The 20,383-nt window shown below is 54.3% G+C and carries 16 protein-coding genes; 15 read left to right on the top strand and 1 reads right to left on the bottom strand.

From position 1 onward, the window contains the following. Positions 1-160 precede the first annotated feature (160 nt). Positions 161-856, bottom strand: coding sequence for a FadR/GntR family transcriptional regulator (locus tag DUE52_RS06880; protein WP_114405228.1), 696 nt, complete (start codon positions 854-856; stop codon positions 161-163). Positions 857-1,054: 198 nt separating this feature from the next. On the opposite strand from DUE52_RS06880, the gene DUE52_RS06875 reads away from it, so the two are divergent. The 15 genes from DUE52_RS06875 (at position 1,055) to DUE52_RS06805 (ending at position 20,297) form a co-directional block, all read left to right on the top strand. After that, positions 1,055-4,243, top strand: coding sequence for a SusC/RagA family TonB-linked outer membrane protein (locus DUE52_RS06875; RefSeq protein ID WP_114405227.1), 3,189 nt, complete (start codon positions 1,055-1,057; stop codon positions 4,241-4,243). Positions 4,244-4,256: 13 nt separating this feature from the next. Further along, on the top strand, positions 4,257-5,729 hold the full coding sequence (locus tag DUE52_RS06870) for a RagB/SusD family nutrient uptake outer membrane protein (RefSeq protein ID WP_114405226.1): 1,473 nt from the start codon (positions 4,257-4,259) through the stop codon (positions 5,727-5,729). Between the two features lie 57 nt (positions 5,730-5,786). After that, a complete protein-coding gene (locus tag DUE52_RS06865) occupies positions 5,787-6,698 on the top strand; it encodes a dihydrodipicolinate synthase family protein (protein WP_114405225.1) in 912 nt (303 codons plus the stop codon). Positions 6,699-6,896: 198 nt separating this feature from the next. Then, complete coding sequence (locus tag DUE52_RS06860; protein ID WP_165840879.1) at positions 6,897-8,444, top strand: sialidase family protein; 1,548 nt, start codon at positions 6,897-6,899, stop codon at positions 8,442-8,444. A gap of 30 nt (positions 8,445-8,474) precedes the next feature. Continuing rightward, positions 8,475-9,605 carry a sialidase family protein gene (locus DUE52_RS06855; protein WP_114405223.1) on the top strand — a complete coding sequence of 377 codons (1,131 nt, stop codon included), beginning with the start codon at positions 8,475-8,477 and terminating at the stop codon, positions 9,603-9,605. Between the two features lie 139 nt (positions 9,606-9,744). Continuing rightward, the gene (locus DUE52_RS32755) at positions 9,745-11,526 is read left to right on the top strand and encodes an exo-alpha-sialidase (protein ID WP_229312090.1); all 1,782 of its coding nucleotides are present in this window, start codon (positions 9,745-9,747) and stop codon (positions 11,524-11,526) included. A 43-nt stretch (positions 11,527-11,569) separates the two neighbouring features. Further along, on the top strand, positions 11,570-12,682 hold the full coding sequence (locus tag DUE52_RS06845) for a sialidase family protein (RefSeq protein WP_114405222.1): 1,113 nt from the start codon (positions 11,570-11,572) through the stop codon (positions 12,680-12,682). Positions 12,683-12,694: 12 nt separating this feature from the next. Next, a complete protein-coding gene (locus tag DUE52_RS06840; RefSeq protein ID WP_229312089.1) occupies positions 12,695-13,492 on the top strand; it encodes an SGNH/GDSL hydrolase family protein in 798 nt (265 codons plus the stop codon). Position 13,493: 1 nt separating this feature from the next. Further along, positions 13,494-14,417 carry a succinylglutamate desuccinylase/aspartoacylase family protein gene (locus tag DUE52_RS06835; protein ID WP_114405221.1) on the top strand — a complete coding sequence of 308 codons (924 nt, stop codon included), beginning with the start codon at positions 13,494-13,496 and terminating at the stop codon, positions 14,415-14,417. Continuing rightward, complete coding sequence (locus DUE52_RS06830) at positions 14,407-15,222, top strand: SDR family NAD(P)-dependent oxidoreductase (RefSeq protein WP_114405220.1); 816 nt, start codon at positions 14,407-14,409, stop codon at positions 15,220-15,222. The genes DUE52_RS06835 and DUE52_RS06830 overlap by 11 nt, the downstream gene beginning before the upstream one ends. Then, positions 15,219-16,307 (top strand): pyridoxal-phosphate dependent enzyme, encoded by a 1,089-nt coding sequence (locus DUE52_RS06825; protein WP_222930257.1) that lies wholly within the window; start codon positions 15,219-15,221, stop codon positions 16,305-16,307. Before DUE52_RS06830 ends, DUE52_RS06825 begins: the two co-directional genes overlap by 4 nt. A 108-nt stretch (positions 16,308-16,415) precedes the next feature. Next, the gene (locus DUE52_RS06820; RefSeq protein ID WP_114405218.1) at positions 16,416-17,699 is read left to right on the top strand and encodes an MFS transporter; all 1,284 of its coding nucleotides are present in this window, start codon (positions 16,416-16,418) and stop codon (positions 17,697-17,699) included. 75 nt (positions 17,700-17,774) lie between these two features. Next, positions 17,775-18,419, top strand: coding sequence for an RraA family protein (locus tag DUE52_RS06815; RefSeq protein ID WP_114405217.1), 645 nt, complete (start codon positions 17,775-17,777; stop codon positions 18,417-18,419). Continuing rightward, entirely contained in the window at positions 18,416-18,799 is a 384-nt protein-coding gene (locus DUE52_RS06810; protein ID WP_114405216.1) for a RidA family protein, read from the top strand. Before DUE52_RS06815 ends, DUE52_RS06810 begins: the two co-directional genes overlap by 4 nt. Before the next feature lie 10 nt (positions 18,800-18,809). Further along, entirely contained in the window at positions 18,810-20,297 is a 1,488-nt protein-coding gene (locus DUE52_RS06805) for a M81 family metallopeptidase (RefSeq protein ID WP_114405215.1), read from the top strand. The last annotated feature ends 86 nt before the right edge of the window (positions 20,298-20,383 follow it).

Here is a 20,383-nt window from a genome sequence, read left to right as displayed (position 1 = left end):
CCGAAGCTAAAACCGACTGACTCTGAATAATTGGTTTATCCATCGCTTTTGAAAATCCAGTAGATCAAAGAACAACAAACTTTTAACTTTTTATCCCGTAAGGCCAAATCCTTCGTACAGTACTGATTCATCATTTTACATTGAGACTTCTTTTCCTCCTTCACTTCTTAATCGTATTATAATACACCTCGAGGTGTTTGTGCATCGCTTTCCGGAACGCTTCCGGTGTTCCGTCCTTGAGAATGTTGAACAGGTCGGCGTGGGAAACCGGGTCGACGAGCACGTAGTTATCTTTCTGGTTGGTCATGGAAGCGAAAACGTGTTCAAAAACCGGGAACAGCAGGCTTTGAAACCGCTGGAACGTCTCATTGCCCGTCATATCGTACAGTTTGCCGTGAAATTCAATCTCATCTTCTTTCGAGAGAACCGGCAGCGTCTTCTGCTTTTCGACAATTTGCTCCAGTTCGTCCAGATCCTTCTGCGTTTTTCGGGCAAATAAAAACTCGGCGATTCCCATTTCCAGAATCAGCCGCAATTCGAAAATATCCTTCTGGTTGCTCTGGCTGAGTATAAACGGATTCAACACTTTTTCGATCCCGGCCAGTAAATCGGGCTGCGACATAATCATGCCGCGCCGGGGCCGGGCTTCAACCATGCCCAACATCCGAAGCCGACTCAGGGCCTCCCGAACCACATTCCGGCTTACGTTCAGTTTCTGAGCAATTTCCAGTTCGTTCGGAAGCGCATCGCCGGGTTTAAAAGCATTCTCCGTAAAGTATTCACGTAGTATATTTTCGACACGATCGGTCATCGAAACACTCTCCAGCGGTTCCAGCAATCCTAATTTACTATTCATGTTTCATTTTTTGGTGCAAATGTAATGCAATGACCCGGTATTTTGGCACTTTTTGAAGTACTATATCTTTTTTGATACAATTTCATTGTAATTAAAATACGACTATTATATTTGTAGGACAAATGTAAAGATAGAATATAATTCGCTCAAAGGCCCTGATTCCATTCCTTTCTTCTATGATTCTAATCATCTACTTCCATGAAGACACTGCCCAAAATCTATTGTAGAGTCCTCGTTCTCTGTTGCTGGCTGGTAATGGGATATGGTGCGAAAGCCCAGGCCCAATCGGTCAGAGGAACCGTTACATCGAGTGCCGACCAGGCCCCGCTTCCTTTTGTTACCGTGGTGGTGAAGGGCACCCAGATCGGGGTTACGACGGATGGGAACGGAAAATTCACGATCAATGCATCCAACGACAAAACGCTGGTCTTTAGTTACATCGGCTACCAGACTAAAGAGGTTGTGGTCGGCAACCAGACAGACGTGAGTGTGGTGCTGGAACCCGATCTGAAAACGCTGAACGAAGTGGTGGTAGTCGGTTACGGTTCCCAATCCCGCGAAACCATAACGACCTCGATTTCCAAGCTGGATAACAAGGTGTTGGAAAACATTCCGTATGCCAATGCCGCTTCGGCCTTGCAGGGAACCTTGCCGGGTGTGCGGGTGCAAACGACGACGGGCCAGCCCGGAGCCGCTCCCCGGGTCATCATCCGGGGCGGAACGTCAATCAACAATCCCGACGGTTCTTCGCCACTCTACATCATCGACGGTGTTATCCGGTCTGATATGAACGACATCAATGCCGACGACATCGAAACCCTGCAAGTCCTGAAAGATGCGTCATCTACTTCCATTTACGGGGCCAGAGGAGCCAATGGGGTGGTGATTATCACGACCAAAAAAGGCAAATCCGGCAAAATGCTGATCACCTTCCGGCAGAATACCACGTTTTCGCAACTCGCCAAACGCTACAATATGATGTCGGCCCGCGACTACGTATACTATGGTCGGTTAGGGGTGCTGAACTCGGCCAAGAAGATTCCGGAACGCATGAACGTGCTGACCCTCGCCAACAGTTTCGGTACCGGAAACGATCTGTCCAACCGTACCTATTCGACGGTTCAGTACCTCACGCCCCAGAATCAGTACAAACTGGGCGAAGGCTGGGAAAGTATTGCCGACCCCGCCGATCCGACCAAAACCCTGATTTTCAAGAATACCGACTGGCAGGATGTGTTGTTCCAAACCGGTATCTCCCAAAACTATTACCTGGGCGCCATGGGCGGCACTGACAAAGGAAGTTACAACCTGGGCGTCGGCTACCTCAAGTCACAGGGCATTGCCATCAATACGGATTTTCGGCGGTTCACCTTTGATTTCAGCGGTGACCTGAAGATTCGGGAAAAGCTGAAAGTCAATGCGTTTACCAACTTTACCAATTCGGGCAACAACCAGGTATTTAACGATAACCAGATTTTTCAGCGTGCGCTGGCCCTGCCGCCCACAGCCAAACTGTATTTTGAAGACGGCACCATGTCGCCCGGTTTTAACCGATCCATTGGCAACCCGCTCTATCAGTTGAACCGCTATGCGACCGATAACCACCTCTACCGGCTGACCCTCGGGGGCGGTTTGACCTGGAATATCTTGCCGGGGCTGACATTTGAGCCTTCTACCTCTCTTTACGTCATTGAAACCAATAATAACTCCTTCCAAAAATCATATCTGAACGGTCCGCTGGCCTTCATCGATTCGCGGGTGGCTACCGGAGCCCGCTCGACGCACTGGCAGCAGCAGGTCGACGCCATTCTGAATTATACCAAAAGCTTCAACCAGCATGGATTGGATTTTATGCTCGGTAGTTCGTATTTCGACCGGAAAATATCGGCATTGTCGGCAACGGGTCAGGGCGCTTCTACGGACATTATTCCGACCCTCAACGCTTCGGCCACTCCAACCGCTGTCAGCAGTTCGGTTACACAGCAGCGGATTCTGAGCTTTTTCGGCCGCGCCAACTACAATTTCGCTCAGAAATATTTACTCTCGCTGAACGCCCGCTACGACGGTGCGTCCAATTTAGGTCAGAACAACAAATGGGGGTTGTTTCCAGGTGCGTCGGTGGGCTGGAATATTCACAACGAATCATTCTGGAAAGAAGCCGGGCTGGCGCGGGTAGTGAACACGCTGAAACTGCGATCCAGTTACGGAGTCAATGGAAATCTGGGTCAACTGGGTGATTTTCAGGCGCAGGGAACCTACAGCGTGGGTTCGCGGTATGACGGCACGGCGGCTATCCAGAATACCGTCATTCCGAACTCGAACCTCAAGTGGGAACAGACCCAAACCTATGACATCGGGATGGACATTGGCTTGTTCAACGGGCGGGTGAATCTGTTGGTGGACTATTTCCGGAAACGCACCGACAACCTGCTCACCAACCTGGAATTGCCGCTGGAAACCGGTTTTCAATCCATTCTAACCAACTACGGCAGTCTGCAAAACCAGGGGATTGAAGTGGAAGTGGCGGGGACGATCATCCGTTCGGAGTCGGGTTTTAACTGGAACGCCAGCTTCAACATTGCCACCAATCAGCAGAAAATTCTGAAATTGCCGGACAACGGAAACGACCGGAACCGGGTCGGCGGAGTGCTGGTCTATGACCCCGAAACGGGAAAAAATGAATGGCGCGGAGGGCTTCAGGAAGGGGGCCGGATCGGTGATTACTACGCCTACAAACAACTCGGAATTTTTGCCACCGACGAAGAAGCGGCTGCAGCACCGCGCGATATTATTGTGCCACTGGCCAGTAAAACGAAGTTTGGGGGCGATGTCAACTGGCTCGATGTGGACGGCAACGGCGAGATCAACTCGTTCGACCGCGTCTATCTCGGCAACATTTATCCGACGGTGACGGGCGGTTTTACCACCTCGCTGGCGTACCGGAATTTCAGCCTGACGGCCCGGGCCGATTACACGCTGGGACACACCATCTACAACTACACCCGGGCGTTGTATAACGGTCAGTTTGTGGGCGAAAACAATGCCTCGACCGACATCCTGCGCTCGTGGCAGAAACCGGGCGATCAGACCGATATTGCCCGCTATTACTACGCCGACCAGCAGGTGCAGAGCAACCTCTTCCGGCAGAATTCCTACTATTTCGAGAAAGGCAATTTTCTGGCCATCCGGGAAATTTCGCTGGGCTACAGCCTGCCATCCGGTCTGACATCGAAGCTCGGCCTGAGCAACCTGCGGCTGAATGTGACGGCGAACAACCTGAAGTATTTTACGAAATATTCCGGACTCAACCCTGAGGAAGGCGGGCAGGACAACGGCCGCTATCCGGTTCCGAGAAATTTCATCGTGGGTCTGAATGTGTCATTCTAATCAAGAAACGATCATGAAAAACAACCTCATCGCCCTGTTGTTCATCTCTTTGCTGTGTTCCTGTGACAAAGAACTGGATGTTCAACCCGAAAGCCAGATTACGGCGGCTTCTTACTGGAAAACGCAGGAAGACGTAACAGGTGCCAAAAGTGGGATGTACGCCCGTTTTCGAAACTTTACCAATTTTAATCTCTACTATCTCGGCGAGTCCCGCAGCGAAATCATGGGAACCGGCATCCTGAATGCCGATTTCCGGATTCCCTACTTTCAAAACCGCCTGCACAAAATTACCGCGCCCGGCCCCGACTGGGGGACGATTTACACGGTGATCCACGACATCAACCTGATTCTGAAATACACACCGGCCATCGCGTTTACGTCGGAAAGCGCCAAAAATACCATTCTGGCAGAAGCGTATACCATGCGGGCGTATCTCTATTTCGTGCTGGTGCGCACCTGGGGCGGAACCCCTATGCTGTTGGAGCCCACGGAATCGTCGGACCCGGAAACGATTTACAAACCGCGGGCTTCGGAAGAGGAGATGTTCAAACTGATCACCGACGATCTGGCCAAAGCCCTGGAGCTTTTCCCCGCCAATACCTACCCGACCCGGCGTGGTGCCTGGTCGAAACCGGCGGCCAATGCCCTGAAAGGCGATGTGTATCTCTGGATTGCCAAACGCAGAAACGGCGGAGAAGCGGCCCTCAACACGGCTCTGGCGGCATTGCAGGAAGTTCAGAAAAGCGACGTCGCCCTGTTGCCGAATTTTGCAGATGTGTTCAGTTATACCAACAAAGGCAACAAGGAAATCGTGTTTGCGGTACGCTACCAGGATCTGGAAGCCATCAACAACTACAGTGGCGATATGTACATCCGCGACAGCGACCTGCCACCGGGAACGGATGCCGCAACCCTCCAGAAAATCGGTCTGGGGGGCGGCATGAACTGGTGGGCGCCCTCCGAAACCATGCGCAAACAGTTTACGACGGACGACAAACGCAAGGACAAATCGTTCGTGGAAATCTACGGCAAAGATGCCCAGGGGAAAGCAACCTTCTACACGTCGATCATGACCAAGTTTAGCGGTTTTATCGATGCGAACGGCCGACGGTTTCTGGACGATGTCATCATTTACCGCTACGCCGACGTGCTGCTGATGATTGCCGAAGCCAAAAACGCACTGGGGCAGGACCCGGCCACCGAAATCAACCTGGTTCGGCAGCGGGCCTACGGCGATCAGTTTGAGAAACACCGGTTTGTGTCGACGACCAAAGCCGCCAACGACGACGCCATTCTCAAGGAACGCCTGTTCGAACTGGCTTTTGAAGGCAAACGCTGGTGGGATTTGGTTCGGTTTAACAAGGCGTTCGATCTCGTTCCTTCACTCGCCGACCGCAAAGGACAAACCAACCTGCTGCTGTTCCCGCTCTCCGAAACCGTCATGAGCCGGAATTCCAAACTTGTCCAGAATCCGGGATATGAGTAACGTAAACCGTAAACTGAATACCGTAAACCATAAATAAAATTCAAGTACACAAACACCATGACGCATTCACCAATCGGTGGCCTGTGGCCAGCCTTGTTCACACCGGTCGATCAGAACGGCAACCCTGATTTTCAGCAACTGGAAAAAATTGTAGAACTCTGTATCAAACAAAAACTGGATGGCCTGTATGTGCTGGGTTCCACCGGACAGGGATTTCTGTTTTCGGAAAAACAGCGGATGGCCATCACCCAAACCGTCATGGAAACCGTCAACGGAGCCATGCCGGTGATTGCCCAGGTGGGCGCACTGAACACGCGGGAGTCGATCCGGCTGGCGCAGGCCGCTCAGGAGCAGGGCGTATACGGGATTTCGACCGTTGGGCCGATTTATTACCAGTCCGGTGTTCGCAATGCGCTGGAACACTACAAGGCCATTGGCTCGTCCATCGACATTCCTTTTTTTCCGTATCACATCGGTAACCACAGTGTGTTTGGGGGCGACGCCCGGCACTACATCGAGCAGATTCTGACCCTGCCCAACATTGCCGGCATGAAGCTCACCACCCAGAATCTGTATGAAGTGAGCCTGATTCATATTCTGTCGCAGGACAAGCTGATTCTGTTCAGCGGGGCCGACGAACTGTTCTGTCAGGCCACCCTGTGCGGAACCGTAGGGGCCATCGGAAGTTTTTTCAACCTATGGGGAGAAGAGTGCAAATTTGTGCGGGAGGAATTTATCAAGGGGAACTTTGAACTGGGAAACCGCTTCATGCTGACCTTCCAGGAAATTATTCATGACGTGTTGCCCAACATCTGGTCGTTCTTCCACCAGGCCATGCTGCTCAAGCATAACATCAACATCGGACTGCCCAACCCGCCTTTGGGCCTGGGCAACGGCGAATGGAACGAAAAAGAAGTGATGGAAATCTGCGACCGGATTTCGGCGGTTAGTGGGTTGGTTAGTAACTAGTTGAGAAAACCGCTAAACCTGTAAGGTCTTCAAGACCTTGCAGGTTTGATACACAGGTTTAGTATCAGAAAAATGACCGCTTTCTTTTTAAATACATCCCTGAAACGGACACTCCGAATTTTGGAGTGCGGTCTTGCCGTGTCTTTTGGGCTGTCATTACAGGGAGGCTATGCTCAAGTTGCCGAAGCATCTGCCGGAATGCGACTGCGTCCGGTGCCGCAGCGAGTAACCAATCTCTACGAACCGGTTAGGGTGACTACCGCACCGGGCAACGAAGCGACATTGATCCGACGGAAAAACGGCGGACTGACGATCTTTTACATCAACCGCCCCGGCGATGCCAATCAACTCCGGTCCATATCATCGTCAGATGGCATTCATTGGGAGCCACCGGTGACCGAATTCAATTTGCCGGGACAGGCGTATTACGCCAACCGGGTGCTGGAAGACCCGCAGGGCGAGCTGCACGGCATTTTCCATCTGTGGGGAACCGGTACCAACGGCTACCGGGGGCGGCATCTGGATGTGTGGTATTGCCGGACAACCGGCGCCGAAAAACCGTGGAGTCAGCCCCAAAAGATTTACGACGGCTACGTGGGTTCGATCCGGAGTTTCATCCGGCTCAGCACCGGACGCCTGTTGGTGTCTTTTGCCAAAGCGGTTCCCGAACGGCAGGAAAAACCGGGGGTAGGGCAGGTTGATTACGGCTGGAACGACATCATTTCACTGCATTCGGACGACAACGGGCAAACCTGGAAACCGTCGGCTAGTTCGGTTCAGGTCGAAATCGACAATGCCATGCCGGTTCGGTATGGCGGTATTGAGCCGGATGTGGTGGAATTAACCGACGGGCGGTTGTGGATGCTGATTCGAACCAACAAAGGGCATTTGTATGAATCATTTTCCAGTGATCACGGCCAAATCTGGCAGGCGGCCCGGCCAACCCGGTTTATTTCGTCGGACTCCCCGGCCGAACTGCTCCGTCTGTCGGACCGCCGTCTGGTGCTGCTGTTGAACAGCAACCAGCGTTGGGACAATCCCCGGAGTTATGCCGCCGGAGGCCGGGAAATGCTGCATGCCGCCATCAGCCGCGATGAGGGCAAAACCTGGCAGGGCTTTCGGGAAGTGCTGACGATGCCTGCGGCCAAACCGGGTCGGGTTGAAAAAAACGACCGGGGCACCGCCTACGCATCGGCAGCAGAAACGGCGGAGGGCAAGGTGGCGCTGGTGGCCGGACAGGGTGACGCCAAATCGGTGGTGCTATTTGACCCCGACTGGCTCGAGCAAACCGAAGCCCGCGATGAGGGGAAAACCGCCCTGAATTCGACAACCGAACACCCGGCCCTGGTCTGGAATTTTCCGGCGACGCGGCAGGGAACGCTGAAAGCCGATCTGGAATTCCCGCCCGATGCGCAGGCGGTTTCACTGGCGCTAACCGACCATTTCTCGGTGCCGGACGACTCGCTGGCGGCTGATCATGCCATAGCCGAATTCAAGATTAAATCCGCCGAACTGGCCAAAACCGGAGCGGAATCGTCCCGGATGATGGTGGAAATCCGGTGGGATTGCCAGAAACAAGAGGCTCTTTTCGTGATGAACAACCGAATCGTAGCCCGGACGAATTTTCGTCGCCAACCAGATTTTGGAGTGAATTACCTGCGAATTGGAATGCGCGACCAACGGGGAAAACCTGTCGGGGTGTCGCTTCACGCGGTCAAAATGACGGGTATAAAAAAGACAAACTGACTATCCTAAACCTTAAACCACCTGCTTTGTATGAAAATAGCGCATCGAATAAAAGTAGCTAGCCTGCTGGCACTGATGGCCAGCGGTTCTCTGCTCGCTCAGATCAATAAAGACGCCGGAAAAACCACCGCGTCGGGGTCCTGGATTGCGGAGAATGTTCAGGAAATACCGGGCCTAAAAATGGGGCCGTTTGTACGGCTGGCCGACGGCAGTATTCTGACCGTCGACAAAACCAAAAGCCTGATCAGCAAAGATGATGGCAAAACCTGGACGGAATACACGATCTTTAAAGACCCGGCGAAATTTGAAATCAGCGACGAACGGGCGTTGATCCGTACCAAACGGAATGTGATCATTCTGGCCTGTATGAACCTGAAAGAGCGGGCCAACTGGAACTGGCAGAAGGAAATCTCGGACTCGCCCGACGCCAAACTGCCGACCTACGCCGTCCGCAGCCTTGACGGCGGAAAAACCTGGCAGGACGCCCAGAAACTGCACGACGACTGGACCGGTGCCATTCGTGACATGATCGAAACCAAAGACGGCAGCATCGTTTTTACCTCCATGATGATGAGGCACAACCCCGGACGACATTCGGTGCTGACGTATTCGTCGAAGAACGACGGCAAAACCTGGACCCGCAGCACCATCATCGACCTGGGCGGAACCGGCCACCACGGGGGCGTCACGGAAGCCACGCTGGAACAGTTGAAAGACGGACGTTTGTGGCTGCTGCTGCGGACCAACTGGGGGACGTTTTGGGAAGCCTATTCCAAAGACGACGGCGTAACCTGGAACAGCTTTAACCCCACCAACATCAGCGCCAGTTCGGCCCCCGGCTTGCTCAAACGGTTGCAGGATGGCAAGCTGGTGCTGGTCTGGAACCGCCGTTTTCCGGACGGCCAGGTGTCGTATAAGCTGAGCGGGGGGGATAACCAATGGTCGGAAATTCCGGCCAGCAACCACCGCGATGAACTGTCGATTGCGTTTTCGGACGATGAGGGCAAAAGCTGGAGCAAACCAGTGGTCTTTGCCGAACGCGGAAAGCAGCCCCGGATTTCGTATCCGTACGTTTTCGAAGAAAAACCGGGCGTGCTCTGGATCACCGTCATGCAGGGCGAATTACGGGTTAAGCTGAATGAAAAAGACTTTTTACGGTAATCATGTTTGAATGAACGGATCAATCGGTATGCAAAACAGTCGAAGAGTAATTCAGATCGGGTTTGAAAAATGCCCCCCACCCCCTAAAGGGGGCTTTAGTCATCCGAGAGAAGCCCCCTTTAGGGGGTGGGGGGCATTTTTGCGAATAACGGTTTTCTGCTTTTTCCTTGGTTTTCCGGTTTTTGCGGCAAAACCGCCGGGCGGTGGTGATGGAAATTTGACCATTGTCGCTTTCGGCAATTCCATCACGGCCACCCGCAAAACCATCAATCAGGTTTTTGCGCAAAGATTGCCCCACCTGCTGGCTCAGAAAGGCGTCAGTGCCACGGTCATCAATGCCGGGATTCCCGGTAGCCACACCGGCCGTCAGACGGACCATAACCTGTTCAAAATCAGGCACGCCCTCGACCGGTTTGAGTCGGATGTGCTGGCGGTTCACCCCGATCTGGTGATCTTCGGGTTCGGCATCAACGACGCCCACATCGACAGCGGAGGAGCTACCGGACCCTCGCGGATTCCGCTGGAAAACTACCGGCAGAATCTGGCGTACATGATCGAATCGTTGCAAAAAACCGGGAGTCAGGTCATTCTGACGGTTCCGAATCTGCTGGGCAAAAAATACGCAGATTACCAGAACGAACGCCTGTTGCAGTACGTCGAGGTGGTGCGGAACTATTCCCGGAAATACCGAACCGGGCTGGTCGACAACTACAAAGCGTTTGTGGATTACCAAAACCGGACGGGCGTCAGTTTCGATTCGCTGATGCTCGACGGTGTTCACCCCAACGACAAGGGCCACGAGTTGATTGCCGGGAACATGGTGGACGAAATCCTGCGGGTGACCAAGCTCAACGGAAAGAACAAGGTCGGTGAAAAAAGCCTGGTGTTGCAACTCAATCCGGGTCCCGACAATCCGCGCAACAGCGAGGGCGATTTTGTTACCCTGAAAGATGGCCGGATTCTGTTCATTTACTCCCGTTTTGCCGGCAACTCCTCCAGCGATTTTGCAGCAGCTACGCTGGTGGGGCGGTATTCAGGCGACGGCGGCAAAACCTGGACGCCGGACGACCAGCTTATCGTTAGCAATGAAGGCGGCATGAATGTGATGTCGGTTTCGCTGCTGCGGTTGAAAGATGGCCGAATTGCCCTGTTTTACGCCCGGAAAAATTCCATGGACGACTGCATTCCGATGATGCGGATTTCGACCGACGAAGCCAAAACCTGGAGCGAGGCCGTTCCCTGCATCACCGACCGGAAAGGCTATTTTGTGTTGAACAACAACCGCGTGATTCAGTTGCAAACCGGTCGACTCCTGATGCCGGTCGCCTTGCACGAAACGCCACCCGGTGGCCGGTTTAATGGAAAAGGTCGCTTATTTTCGTATTATTCCGACGATACCGGCAAAACCTGGAACGTGAGCCAGGAGGTGGCCAATCCGGATGCGATTACCCTGCAGGAACCGGGGCTGGTTGCTTTGAAAGACCGGCTGATGATGATCATCCGGACGGATGCCGGTGTGCAGTATGCGGCTTATTCGACCGATCAGGGGCAAACCTGGAGTCCGTCACAACCGACCACCATTGCGTCGCCGGTTTCGCCGGCCACCATCGCCCGAATCCCGGCTACCGGCGATCTGCTGATGGTCTGGAACAACAATGGCAACCAGGAAGGCAACCCGATCAAAGGCCGACGGACGCCCCTGAACATCGCCGTTTCGAAAGACGAGGGGCAAACCTGGACACACGTCAAAACGCTGGAAGCCGATCCCGATGGCTGGTATTGTTACACGGCCATCCATTTCGTAGGGAAAAAGGATGTTTTGTTGAGTTACTGTGCCGGAAACCGCCCCAAAGGCACGGGACTCTCGGTCACTAACGTCACACGCCTGAACCTGGACTGGATTTATAACACGAAGAAGTGAGACAAGAGAAGTGAGACAAGAGACACGACTAATTGCTAAACCCATGACCAAACCACTGTTCATCCTATCATTCTTATTACTGGCTTTTGGAGCCGCCCGGGCGCAGCCCGATACCGAATCCGTTGGCACGGTTGCCCTGGAATTGAACCCCGGCGACAACAACCCCCGCAACAGCGAGGGCGATTTCATCACGCTGAAAGACGGTCGCATTCTGTTCGTCTACAGCCACTACACCGGCGGAAGCACGAGCGACCATGCCCCGGCCTATCTGGCGGGGCGGTTTTCGAAAGACGGCGGCAAAACCTGGACGCAACAGGATCAGCTCATTGTGGAAAAAGAAGGTGACATGAATGTGATGTCGGTTTCGTTGCTACGGCTGAAAAACGGCAAAATCGCCCTGTTTTACCTAAAAAAAAACTCCGAGCAGGACTGCATTCCCCAGATGCGGATTTCGACGGATGAAGCCAAAACCTGGAGCAAACCCACGCCCTGCATTACCGACCGGGAAGGCTATTTTGTGCTCAATAATAGCCGCGTCATCCAACTGAAAAATGGCCGTTTGCTGATGGCGGTAGCCCAGCACAAATCCCCCGGCGGCAAATGGCAGGGAAACGGAACGCTGTACAGCTATTATTCCGACGACAACGGAGCCACCTGGAAAAGCAGTGAAGCCGTTCCGAAACCGGCGGATCTGGTGACGCAGGAACCCGGTTTGATCGAGCTGAAAAATGGGACGATTCTGATGTTTATCCGCGCCAGTGGCGGTTTTCAGCAGTTTTCGTATTCCAAAGACAAAGGGCAGTCCTGGAGTCACGTTGAGCAAAGCACGCTAAAATCGCCCCTGTCGCCCGCTTCCATTGCCCGCATTCCTTCGACCGGCGATCTGCTGGTGGTCTGGAACAACAACGACGGCAGCATTCCCGCCATCAAAGACAAGCGCACCCCGCTGTCGGTGGCCATTTCGAAAGATGACGGCAAAACCTGGCAACACGTCCGCAACATCGAAACCGATCCAGACGGCTGGTACTGCTACATCGCTATTCATTTTACCAAAAAAGAGGCCCTGTTGAGCTATTGTGCCGGTAGCCAGAAAGCCAAAACCCATTTGTCGACCACCCGAATCAACCGGCTGAATCTGGCGGCCTTGTACCAATAAACCGGTTTTCGCATGAAAAAAGAGTCGGACTTTTCCCGTCGGAAATTCATCAAAATGGCCGGACTGGGTGTTGTTCTGCCGACGGTTTCAGTGTCAGCTTTTTCCACAATGGCGTCGAGCGATGGGAAAAACCGGGCAACGGTTCCGGACCTGGAACGGATTAAAGGGCTGTTTGCTCAAAAAGAGCCCAGTGTCTGGCTTTTCACCGGCGACAGCATTACGCACGGTGCCAAGCACACGCACGGTTTTCGCAGCTACCCCGAAATTTTCGCCGAACGGCTTCGCTGGGAGTTGAAACGGGTGCGCGATCTGGTGGTCAATACGGGCATCAGCGGCAACACAACCAGCAACATCCTGAGTGATTTCGACTGGCGGGTTGCGCAGTTCAAACCGGCGGTGGTGTCGCTGATGATCGGAACGAACGATTGCGCGCGAAAAGAAATCACGACCGCCATTTTTGAGCAAAACCTGATCAGCCTCGTTGAGAAAATCCGCGCGTTGGGCGCGATTCCGATTCTGCATACGCCGAATCCGATCATCATCCAAAAAGCCCCGGAACGTAAAACGCTGCCGGATTACATTCCAGTCATTCGAACCGTGGCAGAAACGAAACAGGTGATTTTGGTCGATAATTACCACCATTGGCAAACCACGACCGGCGTCGATGTGAACCGCGAATGGCTCAACGATCCGTTGCATCCGGGCGCGCGGGGCCATCAGGAAATCGCCCGTCAGTTGTTCAAAGCATTATCCATTTTTGACCCCAAAGAACCGACTTGTGGAGGGGCTTATTATGAAGGGGAACACTAAGATGATTGAGTATAAGCGAATAATCGGAACATCGCCAGGGCCACGCGTCCTGCTTTCGGCGGGTGTTCACGGCGATGAATACGAACCGATGCTGGCGGCTCGTGAACTGATTGGGGTGCTGGAAGGAAAAGTGGTGTCCGGCAGCGTGACGGTTGTGCCGGTGGTGAACGCGTCGGCCTACGCGCTCGCCAGTCGCTGCGGGGAAGACGGGCTGGACCTGGCCCGGATTTGTCCGGGAAATGCCACCGGTTCGGTGTCGGAGCAAACCGCTGACCGCATCAGTACGCTCATTCGGGAAGCCGATTATTACGTCGACATGCACACCGGCGGATTGGCTTACGACATTTATCCATTGGCCGGTTACATGCTTCATCCGTCGCCGGAGGTATTGGAAAAACAGCGGGAAATGGCATTAGCGTATAACCTCCCCATCGTTTGGGGAACCGATCACCGCCCGAACGGACGCACCCTTTCCGTGGCGCGTGACGCCAACATTCCCGCCATCTACCTGGAATACGGCGGAGGAACGGGCCTTCGGGAACTGGTCGTGACGGCCTATCAAGACGGTTTTCTCAATCTGCTAAAGCACTTGGAAATGATCGATGAACCCACTCAAACCAGCCCGGCCACCGAGCGGTATTGGGTGGAGGATCATCGTCCGGATAGTGGCTATCTTCAGGCCAAAATGCCTTCGCCTGCCGACGGTATTTTTATCACCGCCGTAAAACCGGGCGATCTTATCCGGGCCGGGCAGCGTTGGGGGAGAATCATTGATCCGTTTTCGGGAGGTATGACGGAGGTAACTGCGGAAGTCAACGGACTAGCCTTTTTGCTGCGAACGACGGTGAACGTGAAAAAGGGCGATGCGTTGGGCGGGGTTCTGCCCATCGAAAAACCCGGTAAAATTGTGATCCATGAGAGATAAAAAAGTCGTGCTCATCACCGGAGCCGCCGGGGGAATCGGTCGGGCGACGGCCACAAAATTCGCCGAAGAAGGTTTTCGTCTGGTGCTTTCCGACCTTGCTGAAGAATCGCTGAAGGCGTTAGGGATTGAGCTAAAAACCGCATACGGTGCTGACTGTCTGGTGATTTCGGGCGATCTGGAACAGTCGTCCTATCTGCAAGAACTGGTCAATCAGACTATGGAATGGGGTGAGCGGATCGACGCGTTGGTGAACAATGCCGCCTGGCGGACGCTGGAAACGCTGCGGACTATGGAAATTGAAACCTGGGAAAAAACGCTGCGGATTTGTCTGACGGCCCCGGTTTTTCTGACGAAAGGGGTCGCGAGTCAGATGGAAAAACAGGCCGATGGGGGCGTGGTGGTCAACGTATCCAGCGTCATGGCGTTCCGGCCGGCGGGCTGTGGCCCGGCCTACATTGCGGCTAAAGGGGCGCTGGAAAGCCTGACGGCGGAATTTGCCATTACCTACGGTCGGAGCGGCATTCGGGTGGTGGGCGTTGCGCCGGGTTACATTGATACCGAACTCAGCAACGACTACGTCGATCCGGAAGGGGAAAACATCAGCGCCCGCTTGACCGCCGAACTCACCGATTTCATTCCCCTCGCGCGGGGTGGACATCCCCGCGAAGTGGCCGAAGCGGTTTTCTGGCTGTGTTCTCCGCAGGCGTCCTACATCAGCGGAACCACCCTGACCATTGATGGCGGTTTTAAACCGAATTTTAGTAACTATTCAGCCAAGAAAACCCAATTTCCCACCGAGTTTTGAATACGATCTGGAAATACCAAAATCAATTGCCGACGGTGGCACCCCAACACCGCGTACTTCTGGGCGAAGGGCAGACGCCACTCGTCCGTTCCCGGTCGATTGGCGCGTCGCTGGGTCTCAACAACCTGTATTTCAAACTGGAAAACCTGAACCCGACCGGTTCGTACAAGGATCGTTTCGCGGCCGTTTTGGTCAGCGAGCTGAATGCCAAAGGCCAGAAAGTCTGTATTGCCACCTCCAGCGGCAACACCGGCGCGGCTTTGTCGGCCTATTGCGCGGCAGCGGGGATTCAGTGCATTCTGGTGGTGGTAGACGGCGCGCCCTTGCCCAAAATCCGGCAGATGCAGTTGTACGGAGCCCGTATTTTTATGGTCCACGGTTTTGGCAAAGATCCGGCGATCACCACGGCGGTATTTGACGAACTTGAAAACCTCTGCCAAACCCACGGAATCCCGTTGCCGATCAGCGCCTACCGGTATTGCCCGTCCGCCATGCAGGGCGTGCAGACGATGGCGTCCGAAATTCTGGAAACGCTGGAAGGCCGGGTCGATCATATTTTTTCACCAGCCGGTGGGGGCGGGTTGACGCTGGCCATTACCCGGGGCGTTCTGTCCGAAAAACCGGATGCGGGATTCGCAAAAGTCCATTGTGTTCAACCCGAAGGAAACGACACGATCGCGAGTGCGTTGCGGAACCAGGATCGGAAAGCCAGCGCGGTGGCGGCATCCACCACGACGGTCAGCGGTTTGCAGGTTCCGGGGGTGCTGGATGGCGATGAGGTGATCGCAAACTGCCGAAAAACCGGAGGTACGGGCTACGTCGTGACGGACGAACGGGTTTTTGCCTGGCAGAAAGCACTGGCGCAGAAAGAAGGGATTTTCAGCGAACCCGCCGGAGCGGTCGCGTTGGCCGGGCTGGAAGATGCCGTGGCCCGAAATGAAGTGAGCCGCGACGAAACCGTGGTTTGCCTGGTCACCGGCAGCGGTTTTAAGGACATGGCTTCGGTCGAAAGAAACTTTGGCTTGCCGCCCGTGGAGACGGTGGACGTTGGCCGGGCCATTGGGCTGATTCAGCCGTTTTTGTAGGCCTTTTGCCCCTAAATCCCCTAAAGGGGACTTGGACGCGGTATCCTCCGGATTTTAGAAGTCCCCTTTAGGGGATTTAGGGGCAATTAAATCATCAATCTACGAGCTATGAAATTAATGACTCTATCGCGACCGTCTTTTTATCCGTGGCTCATCGTGGGTTTACTCTGTGTGGTCGGCTGTCTGAACTACCTCGACCGGATGATGATTACCACGATGCGGAGTTCCATTCTGGCCGAAATTCCGATGACCGACGGGCAGTTCGGTTTGCTGACTTCGGTTTTCCTGTGGGTATACGGTTTGCTGAGTCCGCTGGCCGGTTTTCTGGCCGACCGGTTTAACCGCAGCCGGGTTATTATCGGGAGCCTGTTTGTCTGGTCGATTGTCACCTGGTTTACCGCCCGGGCAACCACCTTTGAAGAACTCCTGCTGACCCGCGCGCTCATGGGCATTAGCGAAGCCTGTTACATTCCGGCGGCTCTGGCGCTGATTGTCGACTACCACCGGGGTGCCACGCGCTCGCTGGCGACGGGCATTCACATGGGCGGGATCATGATCGGGCAAAGCCTGGGTTTCGTGGGCGGCTGGCTGGCCGAAAGCCGGACGTGGAGCTACGCATTTGGCGTTTTTGGACTCATTGGCGTCGGGTATGCAGTATTGCTGGCGTTGGTGTTGCGCGATCCGGTTGTACCCGAAAAAAATACGCTTTCAGCCGAACCGGAACCGACCATTCGTTTCACGGCAGCCCTTCGGGATCTGTTCAGCCGACGGAATTATGTGGTAGCACTGACCTTCTGGGGACTGGGTGGAATCGTGAGCTGGCTGGTTGTCGGCTGGTTGCCAACCTATTACAAAGAACATTTTAATTTATCGCAAACTGTCGCCGGTCTGTATGCCACGGGCTATTTTCACACTGCCTCGCTGGTGGGCGTTCTGATGGGCGGTTTTCTGGCCGACCGCTGGAGTCGTACCAACCCACGCGGCCGGATTCTGGTGCCTTTTATCGGGCTAGTGATTGCCGCCCCCGGTATTTTTATCGCCAGCAGCACCAGCGTCCTTTCCATCGCCATCGTCTGTTTCATGATTTATGCCTTCACGCGCACGTTCCTGGATGCGAACATGATGCCGATTCTGTGTCTGATTGCCGACCAGCGCTATCGCGCCACGGGTTACGGTGTACTGAATCTCGTGGCCTGCATAGTGGGTGGCGTGGGGCTGTATGCGGGCGGTATTTTGCGGGATGCGGATGTGGATCTGAGCCGGATGTTCCAGTTTGCCGCCGTTACCATGCTGATTTCTGCCGGACTGCTATACACCATCAAACCGAAACCGGAAGATATTAACCCGCAGTTAGCCCCTAAATCCCCTAAAGGGGACTTGGACATAGCTTAAACCGGATGCAAAAGTCCGGCTCCGGCCGCCCGGCCTTTAGGGGATTGAGGGGCTAATAAATAAACCTGTTTTAAAATGAATCTGGAAGAATTAAAAGACAAATTATACGTAGCCGTGCTGTCGGATGTACTCGACCAGTTGGGCTATACGCACCAGGCCACGCGCATTCCGTTTCACGCCTATACCGGCATTCCGAAGTTGCTGGGCCGGTGCAAAACCAGCTTGTGGGCAGACATGTACGACGCTGACTCGAATCCCTACGAACTGGAATTGAAGGCCGTCGATTCCTGCCAGCCGGGCGATGTACTGATCTGTGCTGCAGGCGGTTCTACGCGTTCCGGCATCTGGGGCGAGTTGTTGTCGACGGCGGCCCGCAACAGCGGTTGTCTGGGCGTCATCGTTCACGGCGGGGTTCGGGATATCGATAAAATGCGGGCGATGGAATTTCCGGTTTTTGCCACCTCCAGAAATCCGTACGACAGCCAGAACCGCCAGCGGGTGGTCGATCTGGACGTGACGGTGGAAATCGACGGCGTAAAATTCCGGCCCGGCGATCTGGTTATGGCCGACGAAGACGGTATTGTCGTCGTTCCGCAGGAAGTGGAAGAGCAGGTGATTGCGGCCGCGATTCAGAAAGTGGATGCTGAAAACGTCACGCGTGACGCCATTAAAAGCGGGATGAAAGCCTGGGAAGCATATCAAAAATTTGGGGTTTTATGAGCAAGAAAATCGTTGTAAGCGGGGAAAATATCCCGAAAAGTCACCTCCCTTTTTCGCCCGGTATTGTGTCCGGCGATTACCTGTTTGTGTCGGGACAAGCCTCGGTGGACGACACCGGAGCCATCGTCAATGACACTTTCGAAGGCGAATGCCGCCGGTCGTTCGAAAACCTGAAACGGATTGTGGAAGCCGCCGGAGCGAGTCTGGACGATGCCGTTCAGGTTCGGAATTACGTCGGCAAACAGGAATACCTGGCCGAGTTCAATGCTATTTACCGGGAGTATTTCAACGCCCCGTATCCGGCCCGGACCACGCTCATCGGGTGCCTGGGCGATTTGCTGAAGTTTGAAGTCGATGTCGTGATTTACGTAGGAAAATAAAACCGCAACAATGCGAAAACGAATTGCGCTGCTGGGCATTTACCACGAAACCAACACCTTTATCGAAACGCCCACCACGCTGGACGATTTCAAAAACGGCTACTGGCTGGCGGGGGAAGCCATCCGAACGGAATACGAGGGCGCGCACCACGAAATCAGCGGGGTCATCGACGTGATTGATGCTTGCCCCGACATGGAACTCGTGCCGGTTTTGTATGCCTCCGCCACGCCGGGCGGTTTGATCCAAAAGGCTGCTTACGAGGCTATTCTGGCCGAAATGTGGGCGGCATTTGAGGCCGTTTTGCCCGTCGATGGCTGCGTGGTGGTTCCGCATGGGGCCGGGGTGGCCGAGTCGTATCCCGATCTGGATGGGCATTGGCTGGGTTTATTGCGGGAAAAACTGGGTCCTGAACTACCGATAACCGGCACATTGGACCCGCACGCCAACGTCAGCCCGGCGATGGTTTTGGCCACAGATGCACTGGTTGCCTACGCCACCAATCCGCACATCGACCAGCGGGCTACGGGTCGGAAAGCCGCCCGAATGCTGGTCGAAACGCTGCGGGGTACGATTCAGCCTGTGCAGCACCTGGTGCAACTGCCGATGGCGATCAGCATCGAGCAGCAATACACCTCGCAGGATCCCTGCCAAAGTTTGCTGGCGCATTTGACGGAAACGGGCGAGCAAAACCGGCTGCTGTCGGCAAGTTTGCTGCTGGGTTTTCCGTATGCCGACGTGGCCGAAATGGGTTCGGCTTTCATTCTGGTTGCCGACCAAAAACAGGATGCCGACGCGCAGAAGCTAATCCGGAAAACCGGGCAGCAACTTTCTGACTATATCCTTGACCGAAAAGAAGAATTTAACGGACAAAAAACCGGTATTCAGGCGGTTTTGCCATCGCTGGCGGCTTTACCCAAACCGATTTTGATGCTGGACATGGGCGACAACGTCGGTGGGGGTGCGCCCGGCAACAGCACGCATTTGCTGGAATCACTGGAAATGAAGAATATAGCCCCGGTTTTTATCTGCCTGTACGATCCGTCGGCGGTGAAGGAAGCGAGCCAATACGCTGTTGGTGAATCGTTTCCACTGGCGATGGGAGAAGCCGGAAAACACTACAAAACAGAGGTGAAGCTTATGCAGCTTTCGGACGGAAAATTCACGGAGTCGACGCCCAAACACGGCGGTTTTGTGAATTATGACATGGGCGAAACCGTGCTTGTGGAAACCAAAAAAGGCAATACCGTCATGCTGACCACCCGCCGAACACCGCCCTACAGCCTTCGCCAGATGACGGCTTTTGGCCTGAAACCGGACGCGTTTTCCATCATCATCGCCAAAGGCGTCAACGCCCCGATTGCCGCCTACGCCCCGGTTTGCCCGGCCATTGTGCAGGTCGACACGCCGGGCGTGACCCAGGCCGATATGACGCTGTTTGCGTACCAAAACCGGAGGAGGCCATTGTTTCCGTTTGAACAAACCTACCAGCTCCCCTAAACTTCCTTAAAACTTCGCTATTCGTTATTTAACATTTAGTGTTCGATATTGAAATAAGGTTTGCCCCTCAATCCCCTGAAGGGGAC

Source organism: Larkinella punicea, from assembly GCF_003334855.1.
Classification (GTDB): domain Bacteria; phylum Bacteroidota; class Bacteroidia; order Cytophagales; family Spirosomataceae; genus Larkinella; species Larkinella punicea.
The sequence above is the reverse complement of the archived record's forward strand: the minus strand, read 5'-3'. Positions and strand labels throughout refer to the sequence as shown.

Excerpts from the sequence above, each read along its gene's own strand:
- DUE52_RS06880 (WP_114405228.1), bottom strand. The coding sequence starts at position 856 with ATGAATAGTAAATTAGGATTGCTGGAACCGCTGGAGAGTGTTTCGATG.
- DUE52_RS06875 (WP_114405227.1), top strand. The coding sequence starts at position 1,055 with ATGAAGACACTGCCCAAAATCTATTGTAGAGTCCTCGTTCTCTGTTGC.
- DUE52_RS06870 (WP_114405226.1), top strand. The coding sequence starts at position 4,257 with ATGAAAAACAACCTCATCGCCCTGTTGTTCATCTCTTTGCTGTGTTCC.
- DUE52_RS06865 (WP_114405225.1), top strand. The coding sequence starts at position 5,787 with ATGACGCATTCACCAATCGGTGGCCTGTGGCCAGCCTTGTTCACACCG.
- DUE52_RS06860 (WP_165840879.1), top strand. The coding sequence starts at position 6,897 with ATGCGACTGCGTCCGGTGCCGCAGCGAGTAACCAATCTCTACGAACCG.
- DUE52_RS06855 (WP_114405223.1), top strand. The coding sequence starts at position 8,475 with ATGAAAATAGCGCATCGAATAAAAGTAGCTAGCCTGCTGGCACTGATG.
- DUE52_RS06845 (WP_114405222.1), top strand. The coding sequence starts at position 11,570 with ATGACCAAACCACTGTTCATCCTATCATTCTTATTACTGGCTTTTGGA.
- DUE52_RS06840 (WP_229312089.1), top strand. The coding sequence starts at position 12,695 with ATGAAAAAAGAGTCGGACTTTTCCCGTCGGAAATTCATCAAAATGGCC.
- DUE52_RS06835 (WP_114405221.1), top strand. The coding sequence starts at position 13,494 with ATGATTGAGTATAAGCGAATAATCGGAACATCGCCAGGGCCACGCGTC.
- DUE52_RS06830 (WP_114405220.1), top strand. The coding sequence starts at position 14,407 with ATGAGAGATAAAAAAGTCGTGCTCATCACCGGAGCCGCCGGGGGAATC.
- DUE52_RS06820 (WP_114405218.1), top strand. The coding sequence starts at position 16,416 with ATGAAATTAATGACTCTATCGCGACCGTCTTTTTATCCGTGGCTCATC.
- DUE52_RS06815 (WP_114405217.1), top strand. The coding sequence starts at position 17,775 with ATGAATCTGGAAGAATTAAAAGACAAATTATACGTAGCCGTGCTGTCG.
- DUE52_RS06810 (WP_114405216.1), top strand. The coding sequence starts at position 18,416 with ATGAGCAAGAAAATCGTTGTAAGCGGGGAAAATATCCCGAAAAGTCAC.
- DUE52_RS06805 (WP_114405215.1), top strand. The coding sequence starts at position 18,810 with ATGCGAAAACGAATTGCGCTGCTGGGCATTTACCACGAAACCAACACC.